We start from the raw sequence: 15784 nt of genomic DNA, 5'->3' as shown, positions 1-15784 counted from the left end.
AGGACTTTCGTCCCCCCGGCCTCCCCGGATGCCCGATCTTTCTACCAACCCCGCCCCATGATCGGAACCCTCCGGCCGGAGTTCAGCGGAGGGCTTCGGCGACGGCTCGGGCGGTGTCCGAGACCAGGGGGCCAATGTCGTCGCCGGTGAGGGGTTCCAGCGCCACCACTCCGACGCTGGCGCGCAGGCCCGGCACGCCCAGGACCGGCGCGGCGACGCCGTAGGGGCCGGTGTGCGGTTCGCCGGTGCTCACCACCCATCGAGGCCCGTGTGGAGGCAGGTCCACGGCACGCCCGGCGGCGCCGCGCTGCACCGGATGCCGGGTGCCGACCCGGTAGGACACGTGGTAACTCGTCCACGACGGCTCCACCACGGCGACGGCCTGCGCCTCCGCCCCGTCGGCGACGGTGAGGTGCACGGTGGCGCCGACCTGCTCGGCGAGTCCGCGCAGCGCGGGCAGCGACGCGAACCGCAGCTGCGGCAGCACTCGACCGGCGACCCACAGCACGCCGAGCCCGAGCCGCACCCGACTGCCCTCCCGCCGCACCAGCCCCCGCGCCTGCAACGGCCCGAGCAGCCGGTACACGGCCGCGCGGCTCACTCCGACGGTCGCGGCGAGGTCGCTGATGGTGGGCGCGGCACCGTCGGCGTCGGCGACGGCTTGGAGCAGGCTCAGCCCCCGCTCCAGCGTCAGCGAGGTCTCCTTGGCCGGCGTCGAGTCATCACGCCGGTGCGGTAATGGTGACCGAGCTGGATCGGTTGGTCTGGTCACCGTCACCTCCAGGTCGCGGACAACACCGTGCCCGTCACCTCACTGAGGCCGATCACCGAACCGTCCGGCCCGGGCGCGGTTCCACCGAGTGTGACCCGATCTCCGTCCTGGAGGAAGGTGCGCTGTTCACCGTCGTCCAAAGTGATCGGTTCGGAGCCGCCCCAGGTCAGCTCCAGCAGGCAGCCGCGCTGCTCCCGCACCGCCCCGGAGACGGTGCCGGAGGCGAACAGGTCCCCGGCCCGCACGGTCGCCCCGTTCACCGTGAGGTGCGCGAGCTGCTGCGCCGGGGACCACGCCATGTCGGCGAACCGCGGCCGGGACAGCACGATGTCGTTGCACCGCACTTCGAGTCCGAGGTCCAGCCCCCACGGTTCGGTTTCGGTGAGGTAGTCGTGCAGCGCGTGTTCCCGCTCGGGCAACGAGATCCGGGCGTGTTCGAAGGCGTCCAGCGGTGTGATCCACCCGGCGATGGAGGTCGCGAAGGACTTCGACAGGAACGGTCCGAGCGGCTGCGATTCCCAGGCTTGCAGGTCCCGCGCGGACCAGTCGTTGACCAGCGCCACACCGAAGCAGTGCTCGGCGAAGTCCTCCGTCGGTACGCGCGCGGTCGTCTCGCCGCCGCAGATGAATCCGACTTCCGCTTCGAAGTCGAGCCTGCGGGTCGGCCCGAACGCGGGGTTGCGGTCGCCGGTGGTGCGCCGCTGCCCGCTGGGCCGCGGCACGTCGGTGCCGGAGACGTGCACGGTTCCGGCGCGGCCGTGGTATCCGATGGGCAGGTGCGTCCAGTTGTCCGGGAGCTCGGCGGCGCCGCGGCGCAGGATGCGTCCCACGTTCTCGGCGTGGTGGCGCGAGGAGTAGAAGTCCACGTAGTCGCCGACGGTGAACGGCAGCACCAGCGTGTGCCAGTCGGTGCGCACCAGTTCGGTTCCGGCGGGCGCGGTGTCCGCGGTGACGATCTCGGTGAGCCGTTCCCGCAGTTCCCGCCAGCGTTGCCGGCCTGCGGCCAGCAGTGGATCGAGCGAGTTCGCGCTGACCAGCTCGGCCAGCCGAGGCCCCAGCGCGTCCGCGATCCCGCGCAGCGGCAAGGCGTGCTTGCCGACTCGCACGGAGATCACCGGGCCGCTGGAGGTCACCAGCACGCCGTAGGGCAGCGTCTGCGGCCCGAACGGTTTGCCGGCGGCGAACTCGGGGTCCTCGATCCAGGTCACAACAGCCCCAGTCCTTCCAGGTCCGTCACCGGACCGGTCAGCGAGCAGGATCCGTAGGAGGCGAACACGTCGCGCACGGCGGTCGCCGCCGCGTCGGACAGCGAGTTCGCCTCGGCCGCGAGGGCCTCCCCGTCGTCGCTCGAGAGCGCGTCGCGCACGTCGCCGCCGGACAGGCAGCGCGCGGTGGCGACCAGGATGTTGAGGAAACCGTGCTGCATGAACCCGGTTTCCGGGTCGGCCCCGCGGATCGCGGCCTGCATGCCCGCGGTGGTCTTGAACGGCACGCTCAGGGTGCTGACGGTGGCGAGGAAGTCGGCGACGACGTCGACCGGCGGCACCGATTCGGAGGTGGGGCCGCCGGTGCGGAGCTTGGGCCAGCAGCCGTGTTCGGCGACGCGCTTGATGCCCTCCAGCCAGCCTTCGGGGCTGCGGCGGGGTTCGACGACGCGGATGACGTCTTCCGGCACGAATTCGGAGACCCGTTCCAGCCACACGTCGTCGACGTCGGAAGGCGCCGGCATTTCGACCATGCGCAGCGCCAGGAGCTCCTGACGGCCTTCGATGATGGACAGCGCCTTGGGCACACCGCCGAGGCCGGTGTCGCACACCAGCGACAGCGGCACGGGCTCGGACGGTTTGGCCTTGGCGAGCTCGGTGATGAGCTCGGCCAGCCGGGATGCTTGGCACAGCATTGGCCCCAGCACCCCCGAGTACTCGCCCGCTCGGGCGGCTAGGTGGTCGTCGACCGCCTGGGCGACTTGCGCGCTGCCCGGTGGGAACAGCGCGGCGTCGTCGACCAGTCGGGCGAACAGGGGCGGGATGCCGCGCGGACCCGGCGCGCGAAGCTCAACAGCGCTTGACACGGCAGACACGCTAATGCCGCGCCGTTCAGTGAACAAAGGTGGCCGATATACGGACGTCCGGCGCTCTTCGGCGGCCATCATTCGGCGGATCATCACCGCAGGTGGCGGGCGATCATGGCACCACTGAGCCGAACGAGTGATCGGCGAGGTGTCGTTCGCGGCCGGATCGCGCCGTTCCGGTGAACGGATTGATCTTAACCGCCACGGATCGCCGAGCGGGTCGAGCGTTCCTCCTGCCCGTTCATCGTGAAGCCTGCCCTGATCGTCACACCGCGCCCTCGCGCTCGCGCCGAGATCGTGCAGCCGGAACCGATCCCGCCGCGATCACGGAGTGGATCTCGAAACCGCCCGAAACCCGTCTCATGGCGTGGAATTCACCCGGAGAAACGCGTCGCCGTGGGCCGATCAGCTGGTAATACAGGTGGTGGCTTTCCCCTGCGGACCTGCTGGGTTAGGCTTACCTAAGTTGGAGGTGAGCGGTGCGCGAGAGGACGACACGTCGCCCGGCCAAGCCGACCCCGGCGGAGCGGGCCAGGACGATAGCTCGACGAGGTGGCAGGGCCGCGTTGATGCCTTCCGGGGAGAGTGCCGCCCGGATCGCTCCGTTGCTGCATCACGTGCATCCCGACGGCACCGCGACGGTGCTGCTCGGCGATGAGCACCCGATGGTCGCGACCGCGTGGCAGGCGCCGCGTACGGAGATCGCGGTGGTGCTGGAGGTCGCCGACCCCACGCCGGTGCGGCTGCGCGAACCGGTGCGCGGCCTGCTGTGGCTGACCGGCCGGATCCGGGTGCTCACGGGTGAGGACGCGCGCGAGGACGTGCTGGCGGTCGCCGAGCAGCGGCCGGACAGCCGGTTGCTCGACGCGGGCCACGGGGCGTCGGTGCTGAAGCTGGAGCCCGCGTCGTTGGTGCTGGCGGACGCGGAGGGCACGTGTTCGGTGCCCGCCGCGGAGTTCACCGTGGCCCGCCCGGACCCGTTCTGCCTGTTGGAGGACGGCTGGCTGCGGCACTTGGAGAGCGCGCACCGGGACGTGGTGGGCATGCTCGCGCGGCACCTGCCGGACGATCTGCGCGGCGGGCACATCCGGCCGCTGGGCTTGGACCGCTTCGGGCTGCGGCTGCGGGTGGAGTCGGCCGACGGCGACCACGACGTGCGGCTGGCGTTCTCCGAACCGGTGGAGAACGCGGAGTCCCTGGGCCTGGAGCTGCGCCGCTTGGTCGGCTGCCCCTTCCTGGCGGGCCAACGCTCCGCGTGATCAGTCCTCCGAGCGGACGGTGCGCACCGGGGCGATACGGCCTCGGTGGTAGCGCAGCGGGGCTGTTCCGGGGCCGAGCAGCAGGGCCTCGTCGACCTCGCCGGTGCGGGTGACCGACCAGAGGAACGCGTGCGCCGCGCTCCACGCGGGCTCGGTGCCGTCGGTTCCGATGAAGCGCACGAGCAGCGGGTACCGCCCGAGTTCGCCCGGTTCGTCGTGGTCCTCGCACAGTTCCACGAGCACCGCCGCGCGCACGCCGACGAGGCCGGCGGACCCGATGGGGCCGTCGAGCACGACGAACGGGTGCTGGAGCTGGAGCGTGTCCAACACAAGATCGGCGCGGGGTTCGCCGCGCAGGAACACCCGAAATGCGTCCATGCCGCTCCTCCCGGCCGAGTGCGTTCATGCCGGGCTTGGATGTTCGCGAGCCCTCGCTCGTTCCATCGGGTTCCGTCCCCGGTTTTGCCGGATTTCCGTTGCGGCGACGCGGGATGACGACTCGGCGAACCCGCCGTTTCCGCTGGACGCCGGGGCCTCGCGGGTACGGTTCACCGGGTGAGCACTGTGCGCGAGTGGCTGATCCCGTCCCGCCCGGAGGAACCGGTCCGGCTGACCGATCCGGCGCAGCGACGAGCGATCGGCATCGAGCTGCTCCTGGTTTTCGCGGTGACGCTCGGCATGTCCGGCTTGCAGAGCCTGCTGTCGCTGCTGGACGCGTTGACGCAGACCCAGTCGCTGGCCGACCAGTCGGTGGCGATCAACGCGCCGCAAGCGGAGTCGGGCCTGCTGGACCTGCTGCGGCAGCTCGCGAGCGTGCTGCGGTTGTTCGCGTGGGGCGCGCTGGGGATTTTCCTGTTGTGGCGCGGTGGTTTCGCGCTGTACCGGATCGGCATGGACCGTTCGCGGCCGTGGCGGGACGCCGCTGGGGGCGCAGGGCTGGCCGCGCTGATCGGCATCCCGGGACTGGGCCTGTACCTGACCGCGCACGCGCTGGGCCTGAGCCTGACCGTGCAGCCGTCCACTTTGGACGATGCGTGGTGGCGGGCGCCGGTGCTGGTGCTCTCGGCGTTCGGGAACTCGTTCGCCGAGGAGGCCCTGGTGGTGGCCTACCTGCTGACGCGGTTGCGGCAGCTGGGCTGGTCGGAGAACCGGTCGTTGTGGGTGTCGTCGGTGCTGCGCGGGAGCTATCACCTGTACCAGGGATTCGGCGGTCTCGTGGGCAACGTGGTGATGGGCCTGGTCTTCGGCCGGGTGTGGCAGCGCACGAACCGGTTGTGGCCGCTGGTGATCGGCCACGCATTGATCGACGTGGTGGCGTTCGTCGGCTACGCGGTCCTGCGCGGGCACGTCGGCTGGCTGCCCTGATCTTCCGCGAGCGAGCCCGGCCCGCCATCGCCCACACCTGCGAGCCACCGAACCGAGTCGTCTGGTCGCGGAACCGAGCCACCGGTCCGAGCCGCCGGGTCGCAGAACCGAGTTGCGGGTCCGAGCCGCCGGGTCGCAGAACCGAGTTGCGGGTCCGAGCCGCCGGGTCGCAGAACCGAGTTGCGGGTCCGAGCCGCCGGGTCGCCGAATCGAGCCACCGGTCTGAGTCGGCGGGCCGCAGAACCGAGTCACCGGGTCGCCAACCCGGGTCGGCGAGTCGCCGGATCGCCGATCCGAGTCGGCGACCGCTCACAACGAATGGCTGATCGAATGGCGATCTCACGCAACGATCGATTATTTTGTCGGCGAGCGAACGCTATTTCCGATCGTGACGACTAGGCTTCAGCATCGTGAACGAACGCGGAGAAGGCGGCATCGTGAACGAATCCGGCAGCGCGACCGAACCGCACGTGCGCAACGAGGTGGGGCCGCTGCGCACCGTCCTGCTGCACCGGCCGGGCAACGAGCTCAAGCGCCTCACCCCGCGCAACAGCGATCAGCTGCTGTTCGACGCGATCCCGTGGGTGGATCGCGCGCAGGCCGAGCACGACGCGTTCGCCGAGGTGCTGCGCTCCCGCGGCGTCGACGTGGTGCTGCTGCACGAGCTGCTGATCGAGACGCTGAGCGATCCCCGGGCGCGAGCGGCGGCGGTGCTCAGCGCGGTGGACGAGCGCGAGATCGGCACCGACATCGCCGACTCGCTCCGCTCCCACTTGTCCACAGTGGACGAGACGACGCTGGCGGAGGCGCTGATCGCGGGCATGACGTTCGAGGAGCTGCCCGCCTCCGAAGGCGATTCGCTGGTGCGCCGGATGCACCTGCCGCACGATTTCGCGCTGACCCCGCTGCCGAACCTGCTGTTCACCCGCGATTCCTCGGTGTGGGTGGGCGATCGCGTCGCGGTCACCGCGCTGGCGATGCCCGCGCGCCGCCGCGAGTCCGCGATCACCGACCTGATCTACGCCTACCACCCGCGCTTCTCCCGGTCCGCCCGCGCGTACGGCGCGCACTCCGCGCCCGTCGAGGGCGGCGACGTGCTGCTGCTCGCACCCGGTGTCGCCGCGATCGGCGTCGGCGAGCGCACCACTCCGGCGGGCGCGGAGTCCTTCGCCCGCTCGATGTTCGCCGACGACCTCGCGCACACGGTGCTCGCGGTGCCGATCACCCAGCAGCGCGCGTCGATGCACCTGGACACGGTGTGCACGATGGTCGCCGAGGACGCCATGGTGATGTACCCGGCGATCCAGCACTCGCTGACCGCGTACTCGCTGCGCCCGAAGGACGGCGGCGTGGACGTCTCCGGCCCGGCGCCGTTCCTGGAGTCGGCCGCGCACGCGATGGGCATCGACCGGCTGCGCGTCATCGACACCGGCCTGGACCCGGTCACGGCGGAGCGCGAGCAGTGGGAGGACGGCAACAACACCCTCGCCCTGGCCCCAGGCGTCGTCGTCGCCTACGAACGCAACGTGGAGACGAACTCCCGCCTGGAAGCCGCGGGCATCGAGGTCGTGCGCATCAGCGGCTCCGAACTCGGCTCCGGCCGCGGCGGCCCCCGCTGCATGTCCTGCCCCATCGTCCGCGAAGCGCTGTAGTCACGTCGAGTCCCTAGTCAAGCGATGGGCAGGAACTCGGTCGGCTGCCCCGTGTACGTCACGACGAGCCGGTCACGTGCCCGAGTGCAGGAGACATAGAACAGGCAGCGTTCGCGCTGCCGGACCTCTGCCTGCTCTTCCAGATCAACGCCGTTGAACAGGTAGTGCGGCGGCAGCTCCTGATCGCTTGCACCGACAACGAACACCCGCAGGTATTCGATCCCCTTGGCCCGGTGCATCGTGGCCAGTTGCACGGCATCGGACTGGCCGGGCCGGTCTTGGCCATCGCCGACGACGGTGGCCGGGATTCCGGCGTCGTGCAGGGCGCGAAGGAATCGGTCCCTGTTCTGCGCGGTCCTGGCGAGAATCGCGATGTCCCCCGGCGATGCGGGATCCTTCTTATCCTCCCGCCAGTCCGTGATCGTTTTGATGACGTACTTGTGCTCGTCGGCCGCGCTGCGGAAGTCCTGAATGACGGGTTCGGGGCCGCCGAGCAGTGAACGATAGTTCTCCACGGTATCGATCTCTTCGTCCAAGTCCATGAACTTCTCCCCGCCGAGCACCTTCATCGCGAGGTTCAGAACCTGCCGAGTGGTCCGGTAGTTCATGGTCAGTTTGCGAGATCGCCCTTGGGTACGAATGTTGTACCGGCTGAGCACCACGCGTTCGCCGTAGATCCGCTGATGCCCGTCCTCGCAGATGAACAGATCGTTCGGCTGAACGGGGACAAGACCACGCAGCAAGCGCCAATGCGCGGGACTCAGGTCCTGAGCCTCATCCACGATGACGTGCTGAAACCGGTCGGTGTCCTGCGTGGCGCCCTGCTCGACGGCTCGCGCGGCTTCGGCGATGATTCGACTGAAGGTGGTTTTGTCCTCCATTTTCAGCTGCTCGTCGAATTTCTCGACGACCCGCCATACTCGCGCCCGCTGCACCCGGTTCAGCCGGACCTTACGACCGCGGCGAACAACGTTGAAGTAGTCCTCGCGAGTGGCGATCTCACCACTGAGAACGATGTGCCGGTATTCCCGTTGCAAGAATTCCGGGGTGAGCACCTCGCGGTCTTCTCCTTCGATTCCCGCTTGGTCCAGCGCGTCCATCCAGTACTTGCGCTCGTCGATGTCTCGCAGGGCGTGCGCGACGTGGGCATCGGCTCGGATCGCGATGTCCCGCGCGAGTTTGTCGATGCCGCGCACGGCGATCCGGCTCATCGTGTCCGGGTCGGCGAGTTGGTTCAGTTGGCGCTGGAGGTCGTCGGCGAGGTTCCGGGTGAAGGTGGTCACCAGCACTTCACCTTCGGTGCGCTGCGCGAGGTACACGGCACGGTGCATCGCGACGACGGTCTTTCCCGTGCCCGCGCCACCGGTGATACGGAAAGAGCCGTTCCACCCGTCACGCTGGGCCAGGGCGCGCTGGTCCGGGTGCAGGAAGACCCGCCAGTCCCGCAGGTCGCCTTCGAGGATGCGGCGCATGTGCTCGTCATCGCTGAACACGACGAAGTCCATTTGCGAACCCGCGTGCTGCAGGGATTCGCGGACTCGTTCGGGACTTTCGAGCTGTTCGACGTCGAGCCGTTGCTTCTCGACTCCGTACCGCTTGGGGATGTCGTCGAGTCCGGAGCCGCCGACGGCGAGGTCGAGCAGTGCGCTGCCCTGCCAGGAAGGGGCGTCCTCGCAGAGCTTCTGCAGCTCGTCCTCATCGGTGAGCAGTACCGCTTGCGCGGCGATGTGCTCGGCGATCCCGATCTGGATCAATTCCCGCGCGGAGTACGGCAACAGCAACAGGCCGTCGTCGGCCACGGCCTTCGTGTCCACCACTGGTTCCGGAGTGGCCGCCGAGGACGCCAACTCATCGCGCAGCACCTCGAAAACCCCGTTCATGGGGTTGATGCGCATCCGCAGCTTTTCCGCGTACTCGTAGGCGGCATCGTGCGACTGGATGGCCACGACCAGGTAGATGACGTCGTGCTCGCTGCCTGCGAGGAACAGCACGGCGCGGAAGTTGTCGGTGACGCGGGCGACGCGCACCCGAGGGTCCTTGCATCCTTTCGGCTTCTTCAGGCGCAGGCCACCGAGGTCTTCGTCGGCGCTGAGTTTGCGCACGAGGTCCCAAGCGCTCTTCTTCAGCGAACCGTCCAGCTGGAGGTTGTGCTGGAATTCCTTTGCCATGACGACGGTCGCCATCAGTGCGCCTCTCCTGTGCTGTCAAGGTATTCGATGATCGCGCGAGGTTCCGGCACTTGGTCCGGTTCGGCCGGGAGGACGTGCCAGCCGAGTTCCCGCAATCGCTCGACCCGCTCGCGAGTGGGCTTGTATTCGACGGCCAACCCGGCGTCGGGCCAGGCGAGGTCGATGGGTACGTCGATGTCGTTGGGCTCATAACCGAGCTCGGGCAACGGCACGAAATGGGATGCGAGCGGAACCAACAGCGGCTGCAGCTCTGGTTTGCAGACTTCGTCGAGTTCGCGCCAATCCGGGCTGAACTTGACCGGCGGAACGTAGCCGGGAAGGTCGTCTTCGGTCACCCGGCCGGTCGTGGTGACGGCCGCGTATCGAAGCAGCACGTCATCGAGCATCTGCAGCAGGTTGCTGATCGCCAGCCAGTCCCGCCATTGCGCCAGGTGGTCGGCCCCGCCGACCTGGGCGGGCGCGTCGTCGAGCACGGCGACGGCGTCGATGTGGCGGTCGCCGCGCAACAGCACGACCGGAGTTCCGTGCGCAGTGTGCGTCAAGCCGATCTGCCGTGCTCCGCTGCTGTTGATCTCCACCCCTCGACCGTGTCGCTGCACGATGCCGGGTAGGTCGGCCCCGTCCACCCCACGCACCTGTCCTCGACCGCCGGCGACGAGCATTCCCGCGCTGAAGGCTTGCGCGACGGCCCGCCAATGCGCCCGTTCGGGATGGCGCAGGTAGTCGGTGAGCAGGCTCATCGCGTCGCCGCGGACTTTGGCGGCCGCGACGCTGCCCAGCCCTGAAGTGGCGTTGGCGCCGCGCACGAACTGCTCGTGCTGCGCGTTGGTCGCGAACGGCAGCGCCCCTGGATCACCGCCTTCCAGGACTCGTTCGAAGGCTTCCATGTCCTCGTGGGTCACGGACCAGACGAGGTAGCCGCGCTCGCGGAGTTCGGCGCGTTTGCGCGCGTCGTCGGCGGCTTTGTTGTGCTCGGCGCTGGCGTGGAAGCGGACGCTGTCGCAGAACACGGCGATGCGCGCGCTGACGTGTCCGACCGGGGAGAGCACGAAGTCCGGGCGCACGAAGTCGTCGATGCCGACCTGCGGTTCGGCGATCCAGTGGCGGGTGCGGTCCGTTCCGCTGTCGCCGATACTGAACCGGACTCGATCGCCCTTCGCCCCGGCGTTGATCTTATCGAGGAGTTTGTTGCGTTTGGCCCATCGGATGAGTTGTTCGCGGAAGCGGCGTTCGATGTGCGTCTCGTCGCCGCCTGCGGTGATGGTGCGCACGCCTTCGCCGCCGTGGCGGGGTTCCCAGTGTTCGAGGATCTCGTCGATGATCCCTAGTGCCCGGTCGCGCCGCAGCAGCTCGACCTCTTCGGATCGCCCGACGGAGAGCAGGCAGCGGTGGCACGCGACCTGGCCGATTTCGGCGCAGCGGCATTGTTCGAGGTGTTTTTTGGCTTTGTTGAGCAGGTCGTGGACCTGCTCGGGTGCGGCGAACTTCGTCAGGTAACCGGTTCCGCCGGGCACGAGGTCGTGCAGCACCACCATCTGCCGCCGTCCCGTCGGTGTTTTCTCCAAACAGGCGAATGCGTCGAGGTGGTCGGGGCTGCCGCCGAGCACGGCGCGGAGCCCGAGTTTCAGCGCGGCGGTGAAGGAGGCGAGCTGGCTGTCGTCGGCGACGACGGTCGGCGGTACGAGCAGCCGCAGCGCCTCGGTGTGCAGTTCGTGCATCAAAGCGATGTTCTTCCAGCCGTCCGGGTCGGCCGCCCGCCGTTGCGGGCACCAGCCGCGATGCCGGACGTTGTGGCGTTCTTTGCCTTGCGCGGCGGGAACCACACCGCATCCAGTGCAGACGGTGAACAGCGGCGCCGAGTACGTCGCGCCCGCGATCCGCCGGTCCGTTCCGCCGCGGTCGAGCAGGCCGAGGTTGAACCACCGGATGCGGATTTTCCGGCAATATTCGGAGCCGAACGGGTATCCGATGAGTTCCCAGGTGTCGCGGATGTCCACCGGGTCGACGTCGGCGCTGGTGGCGATGTCGAATCTGGTGCGGATCCGGTTCTCCTGCTCGTCGCCGAAGCGCGCTTCGTCGAGTGCGGCGAACGCGGAGACCCGCCGGAACGGGATGATGTCGAGGCGTTGGCCGGTGTCGGCGGCCCGCTGCTCGCCGCAGCGTGGGCAGGCGATCGGCCCGGCGTCCATCCCGGACCATCCGCACGATGGGCAGCATCGCCAGCCTTGGACGGTGCTGTTGTAGGTGCCGCCGATGTCCACCGCATCGACGCGCACGGCACGCCTGCTGGCGTAGAAGGTGGCGCCGGGCGCGAGTTCGGCGAGCGCGGTGCGGCTGCCCCGTTCGTACTGGGATTCTTCGACGTCGGGTTGCTGGGTTTCCTCGTCGATCCACCACAGGCCGATGTCCAGCCGGGTGACGTCGTCGAGGAGCGTGTAGTTGGGCAGCAGTCCCAGCGCTTCGAGGCTGCCCAACCAGTCTTCGCCGTCGACGAGTTTCCTGCGTTTCTGCTTGGCGGCCCGGAATTCGCCGGCCAGCCGTTTGAGGTCCTTCTGCCCTTCTTCACCGAGTAATGCTTCTTTGCGCTTGAGCTCGGTGAGCGCTTTCTCCGTCTCGTCGATGCGGCTGCTAAGTTCGTCGCGTTCCCGCGTCCACCGGTCGATGGCGTCTTGCACGGCCCGTTCGATGCCGGGAACGTCGTCGCCGTCGGCGACACCTGCCCAGGCGCGCAGTTCAGCGGCGGTTCGCTCGGTGACCTCATCACCCAGCGAGGCGAGGAATTCGGTGACGTACACGGCGGCGTTCTTGCGCGCGTCGTCGAGCAGCCGTTTGAGGAAGCGCTCGTCGTTGTCGAGCCCGTTCTCCAGCAGGGCCCGCGCGTCCCGTGGTTGTCCCCATTTGCTGCCGAGCCGCCCGGCGCTGCGGTCGACGAGTGCGGCGAAGTACTGCCTGCGCAGGATTTCTTCCGCGTCGAGGTAGCAGGCGGGCGACGTGACGTCCCCGGCGATCATGTCGAGCGGCGAGTTGAAGTGGTGGAGTTCGGCGGCACGCCCGGGCAGCACGGCGACGATGAACGCGTTGCCGCTGCGCCGCCCGGCGCGGCCCACTCGCTGCAGGTATCCGGCGGGGCTGCGGGGCAGCGAGGTGAGGGCCACGACTCCGAGGTCACCGATGTCGATGCCGAGCTCAAGGGTGGGCGTGCAGGCGAGGACGTTGGGCGCGTCGGGTTCTTCGCTGTTTTTGAAGTTGCGTTCGACCGTGGTGCGGACGTCGTGCTTGAGCAGCCCGGTGTGTTCGTGGGCGACGATGCGCCGGATCTTCTCCTTGCCGTACAGCGCGCGGTAGTAGTTCTCGGCTTCCGGGTGGACGCGGAGGTGCCCTGGGCAGGGCTTGCGAGTGCAGGGGGCGTCGGTGAGTTGCCGAGCGCTGTCGGGGTGCACGGGTACTCGGGTGGCGCACACGTCGCAGCGGAGGATCGCGTGTCCCGCGGCGAGCCGTTCCGCGTCGACCCGTTCGAGCAGGATCCGGTCCGGCGGAAGCTGGTACACCACGGATTGCCGGGAGTTTCGTGCCGTTCCCGAACCGACCTTTTCGAGGACGCCTTCGGCGGCGAAGGTCTCGAACAGCGCCTTGACCAGCCGGGGTGCGTCTGCATCCGGAACGCCGAGGCATCGGTGCGTCCACCAGGTGAACCACGTGCGCGGCGTGACGATGCTGTCGAGGTAGTCCGTGCCGGGGCCGTCGACGGGGAATCGCGGGACGGGGCCGCGCCGCCGGAAACCCGGCATCCCGCTTGCCCGGTTGCGGCCGCCGGTGAGCCGCCAGATGTTGCCGCCTTCGTTGACGTAGGCGTTGAGGAACTGGTGCCGGATGGCTCCTTGGGTGCGGAGTCGTTCGAGCACTCCGCGAGCCCACGCCAGCGGCAGCGCGGTGAATCCGTCGGGCAGGTCGAGGGTGGCGGGCCGGTTCTCGTCGATGACGCGGTTGACGCGGGTCACGAGCCAGCTGTCGCTGTCGGTGTCGATGTGCACGCTGATGGTGCCGGTGAGTTCGAGGGTCCGGCCGGTCCGCGAGTTCAGCCCGAATTCGAGGTGCGCGGCGAACGACATGCGTTCTTCGACGTGGCGCGTATTGCGCAGCCGGTTGTCGTTCCAGAACGAGTGGAATCCTTTGCGGTCCACCAGTTCCGGCGGCAGCAGCGCGTAGCGCTCGGCCCGTTTTTCCCGTCCGCGCACCACGTCGATGAGCCTGCTGTCGATCTGGTCGAGCCGGATGCCGCCTTCCGAGGGGATGGCGCGGTGGAGTGCTGACCGGAGATTGAACGTGTAGGCGCGGGATTCGACGAATCCGGCTCGGTGCGCCGCGTCCTGCACGCTGTCGGTGAACACCAGCGTTTTCTTCTCGGCCTGTTGCACTCCGGCGTGGCCGAACAGGTGGCTCAGCGCCACCGACACCAGGGTCGATACCCCGGAGCCGAGGAACCGCATGGCGTCGTCTTTCCCGCAGGACGGGCAGGAGCCGTTCTGCGCGGCGCTGGTGTCGCCGTCCGGGGTCGTGACCACCGGCAGCATCGATTCCTCGGGGTGCCGGGTGCCGCGGACTTCGAGGGTGGCCGGGTCGAGCCAGGCGACGCTGTTCTCGTCGGCGTCGGCTTCACCGGGTGCGTGCAGGTAGACGCGGAACCGGTCGCTGCGCACCGCGGACATCTTCCAGGCGTTCGGGATCCGGTCGTCGAGTTGCCCGCCGGTGGGGCCGGCGAGCGCGGCGCCCCAGCCTCCTCTGCCGCAGTGCCTGCAGTACACGGCTGAGAGCACGGGTTCTTCGTGCGCACCGGGATGGTCGTCGTACCACTGGAAGGTGGGCACGCTGGTGAGCGTGCGCACCAGGTGGGTCACTTCGCGGACCCACAGCTGCGTTTCGACGTGCAGCAACGCAACGGGGGCGGTTTCGGTTCCGGTGCGGGCGTGGGAGAGCAGCGCGATGAACGCGGCGAGCCCGATGCGCGCCCGCTGGGCGTCCTCGGTTTCCAGCGAATTCGCCCAGGTGGGAGCGACCGTGGTGAGGCTGCGCAGGATGTCGTCGACGGTGCACGGTGTGGTGGTCGCGTCGATGACGGCTTGGGTGAGCGGGTGCCGTGCTAGTGCGGCTCCCAGCGCGTGCCGATCGGCGGGTTCGAGGCCGGAGTCCTCTTCGAAGAACGCGTCGAGGTTGGCGGCGATCAGGTCGTCGTAGCCGATGTCGCGCCCTTCCGGCACGGCGTCGGCGAATTCGGCGAGCAGCGGGATGCGCCCGGCGGGCGCTTCGGCGGGTTCCGGCAGGGTGTTAATCCATTCGCTGCCACCGAGCCGGTCTTCCCTGATCAGGGAGTCGATGGTGAAGTCGCGGCCGAAGACGGTCTTCGCGAATTCGAGGAGTTCTTCGGTGCGTCCGCCGTCGCCGAGGGTGGCCGACGTCGCCACTGGTGCGACGGAGCCGAGCGGCCGGTCGGTGTCGCCGATGCCGAGTACGAGTCCGAGCCGGCGCAGCAGCAGTGCGACGTCGGTGCCTTGCGCGCCGTCGTAGGTGTGGAATTCGTCCAGCACCAGGTAGCGCAGCGCGTCTCCGGCGTCGTCCCAGAGGCCGCGGGCGGCTTTCCCGAGCAGCAGCCGGTCGAGCATTTTGTAGTTGGTGAGCAGGATGTCCGGCGGGTCGGCGCACAGCGCGTCCCGGCTCTCGATGATGTGGTCCCGGCTCATGTGCCGGTTCTGCCCGGAGTCGCCGGTGTAGAGCCCGGCTGTGACGTCGCCGAGTTCGTCGCGGTGTTCGTCGATGAGTTCGGCGATGCGCCCGGCCTGGTCGTTGGCGAGCGCGTTCATCGGGTAGAGCACGAGCGCTTTGATGCCTCGGCGTCCTGCGGCTCGTTCGCGCGCGCAGTGGTCGAGGATGGGGATCAGGAAGGATTCGGTTTTGCCCGACCCGGTTCCGGTGGTGACGATCGTCGGTTCGGGGCGCCGATTTTTGCTGCTGAGCCGCTCGAAGGCGAGTGCCTGGTGCCGCCACGGCCGGAATTCGCGGGGTGCCCAGTCGAGCTGTTCGCGCCAGGTGTCGTCGGCGCGCCGGAACGGCAGCCGGACCCGCAGGTACGGCCCCCGGAAGATGCTGGTGGCCGGGTCGGTGAGGAATCGGGTGAGGCTCTGCCGGGCGTCGTCTTCGGCTAGCGCGAAGGTGGTGCCGAGGTAGGAGGTGAGCCGTTCTTGCAGTTCCTCGGCGAGCATCGAGGGCAGCATGCGCGCGGTCGTTCCTCTCCCGGTCGGCGACTCGTTCGGGGTTGTACCTGATCATGGTCGCGGGATGTGCGGAGCTTCGTGATATCCCCGCACCGTGGTCCGGCGTTACACCCATTGGTACCGCTCGATCGTCGAGTTTCGTGGCTTTTCGCGTCGATTCAGTTAGCCCGTGCGAGTGATTTTGAGGCATTCGGAGGCTTCGATTGCTCC

9 protein-coding genes are annotated in these 15784 nt (G+C 68.8%); 3 read left to right on the top strand and 6 right to left on the bottom strand.

Translation table 11 applies throughout. From position 1 onward, the window contains the following. Positions 1 to 82: 82 nt before the first annotated feature. Genes H2Q94_RS00520 through H2Q94_RS00510 form a run of 3 tightly spaced genes read right to left on the bottom strand, consistent with a single transcriptional unit; the run spans position 83 to position 2843 of the window. Positions 83 to 772: an IclR family transcriptional regulator gene (locus H2Q94_RS00520; protein ID WP_243790824.1), complete on the bottom strand. Its 690-nt coding sequence runs from the start codon at positions 770 to 772 to the stop codon at positions 83 to 85. A gap of 2 nt (positions 773 to 774) precedes the next feature. Beyond that, the gene (locus tag H2Q94_RS00515; RefSeq protein ID WP_243790822.1) at positions 775 to 1980 is read right to left on the bottom strand and encodes a fumarylacetoacetate hydrolase family protein; all 1206 of its coding nucleotides are present in this window, start codon (positions 1978 to 1980) and stop codon (positions 775 to 777) included. Further along, positions 1977 to 2843, bottom strand: a complete 867-nt coding sequence (locus H2Q94_RS00510; RefSeq protein ID WP_243790820.1) for a hypothetical protein — start codon at positions 2841 to 2843, stop codon at positions 1977 to 1979. The genes H2Q94_RS00515 and H2Q94_RS00510 overlap by 4 nt, the downstream gene beginning before the upstream one ends. Positions 2844 to 3322: 479 nt before the next feature. Between H2Q94_RS00510 and H2Q94_RS00505 the strand changes: the two genes are divergently transcribed. Next, positions 3323 to 4102: a DUF2470 domain-containing protein gene (locus H2Q94_RS00505; RefSeq protein WP_243790817.1), complete on the top strand. Its 780-nt coding sequence runs from the start codon at positions 3323 to 3325 to the stop codon at positions 4100 to 4102. Here the strand turns inward: H2Q94_RS00505 and H2Q94_RS00500 are convergent, their stop codons facing one another. Next, the gene (locus H2Q94_RS00500; RefSeq protein ID WP_243790814.1) at positions 4103 to 4480 is read right to left on the bottom strand and encodes a hypothetical protein; all 378 of its coding nucleotides are present in this window, start codon (positions 4478 to 4480) and stop codon (positions 4103 to 4105) included. It abuts the gene before it with no gap. Between the two features lie 177 nt (positions 4481 to 4657). Between H2Q94_RS00500 and H2Q94_RS00495 the strand changes: the two genes are divergently transcribed. After that, positions 4658 to 5467 (top strand): CPBP family intramembrane glutamic endopeptidase, encoded by an 810-nt coding sequence (locus H2Q94_RS00495; RefSeq protein ID WP_243790812.1) that lies wholly within the window; start codon positions 4658 to 4660, stop codon positions 5465 to 5467. 470 nt (positions 5468 to 5937) lie between these two features. Then, positions 5938 to 7119: an arginine deiminase gene (locus tag H2Q94_RS00490; protein WP_243796028.1), complete on the top strand. Its 1182-nt coding sequence runs from the start codon at positions 5938 to 5940 to the stop codon at positions 7117 to 7119. Between the two features lie 17 nt (positions 7120 to 7136). On the opposite strand, the gene H2Q94_RS00485 is transcribed toward H2Q94_RS00490, so the two are convergent. Both H2Q94_RS00485 and H2Q94_RS00480 read right to left on the bottom strand, forming a co-directional pair. Further along, a complete protein-coding gene (locus tag H2Q94_RS00485; protein ID WP_243790810.1) occupies positions 7137 to 9302 on the bottom strand; it encodes a 3'-5' exonuclease in 2166 nt (721 codons plus the stop codon). Continuing rightward, a complete protein-coding gene (locus H2Q94_RS00480; protein WP_243790808.1) occupies positions 9302 to 15574 on the bottom strand; it encodes a DEAD/DEAH box helicase in 6273 nt (2090 codons plus the stop codon). Before H2Q94_RS00480 ends, H2Q94_RS00485 begins: the two co-directional genes overlap by 1 nt. Positions 15575 to 15784 lie beyond the last annotated feature (210 nt).

Origin of the sequence: Saccharopolyspora gloriosae, from assembly GCF_022828475.1 — a bacterium.
GTDB classification, from domain to species: Bacteria; Actinomycetota; Actinomycetes; order Mycobacteriales; family Pseudonocardiaceae; genus Saccharopolyspora_C; species Saccharopolyspora_C gloriosae_A.
The sequence above is the reverse complement of the archived record's forward strand: the minus strand, read 5'-3'. Positions and strand labels throughout refer to the sequence as shown.

Excerpts from the sequence above, each read along its gene's own strand:
- H2Q94_RS00500 (WP_243790814.1), bottom strand. The coding sequence starts at position 4,480 with ATGGACGCATTTCGGGTGTTCCTGCGCGGCGAACCCCGCGCCGATCTT.
- H2Q94_RS00485 (WP_243790810.1), bottom strand. The coding sequence starts at position 9,302 with ATGGCGACCGTCGTCATGGCAAAGGAATTCCAGCACAACCTCCAGCTG.
- H2Q94_RS00480 (WP_243790808.1), bottom strand. The coding sequence starts at position 15,574 with ATGCTGCCCTCGATGCTCGCCGAGGAACTGCAAGAACGGCTCACCTCC.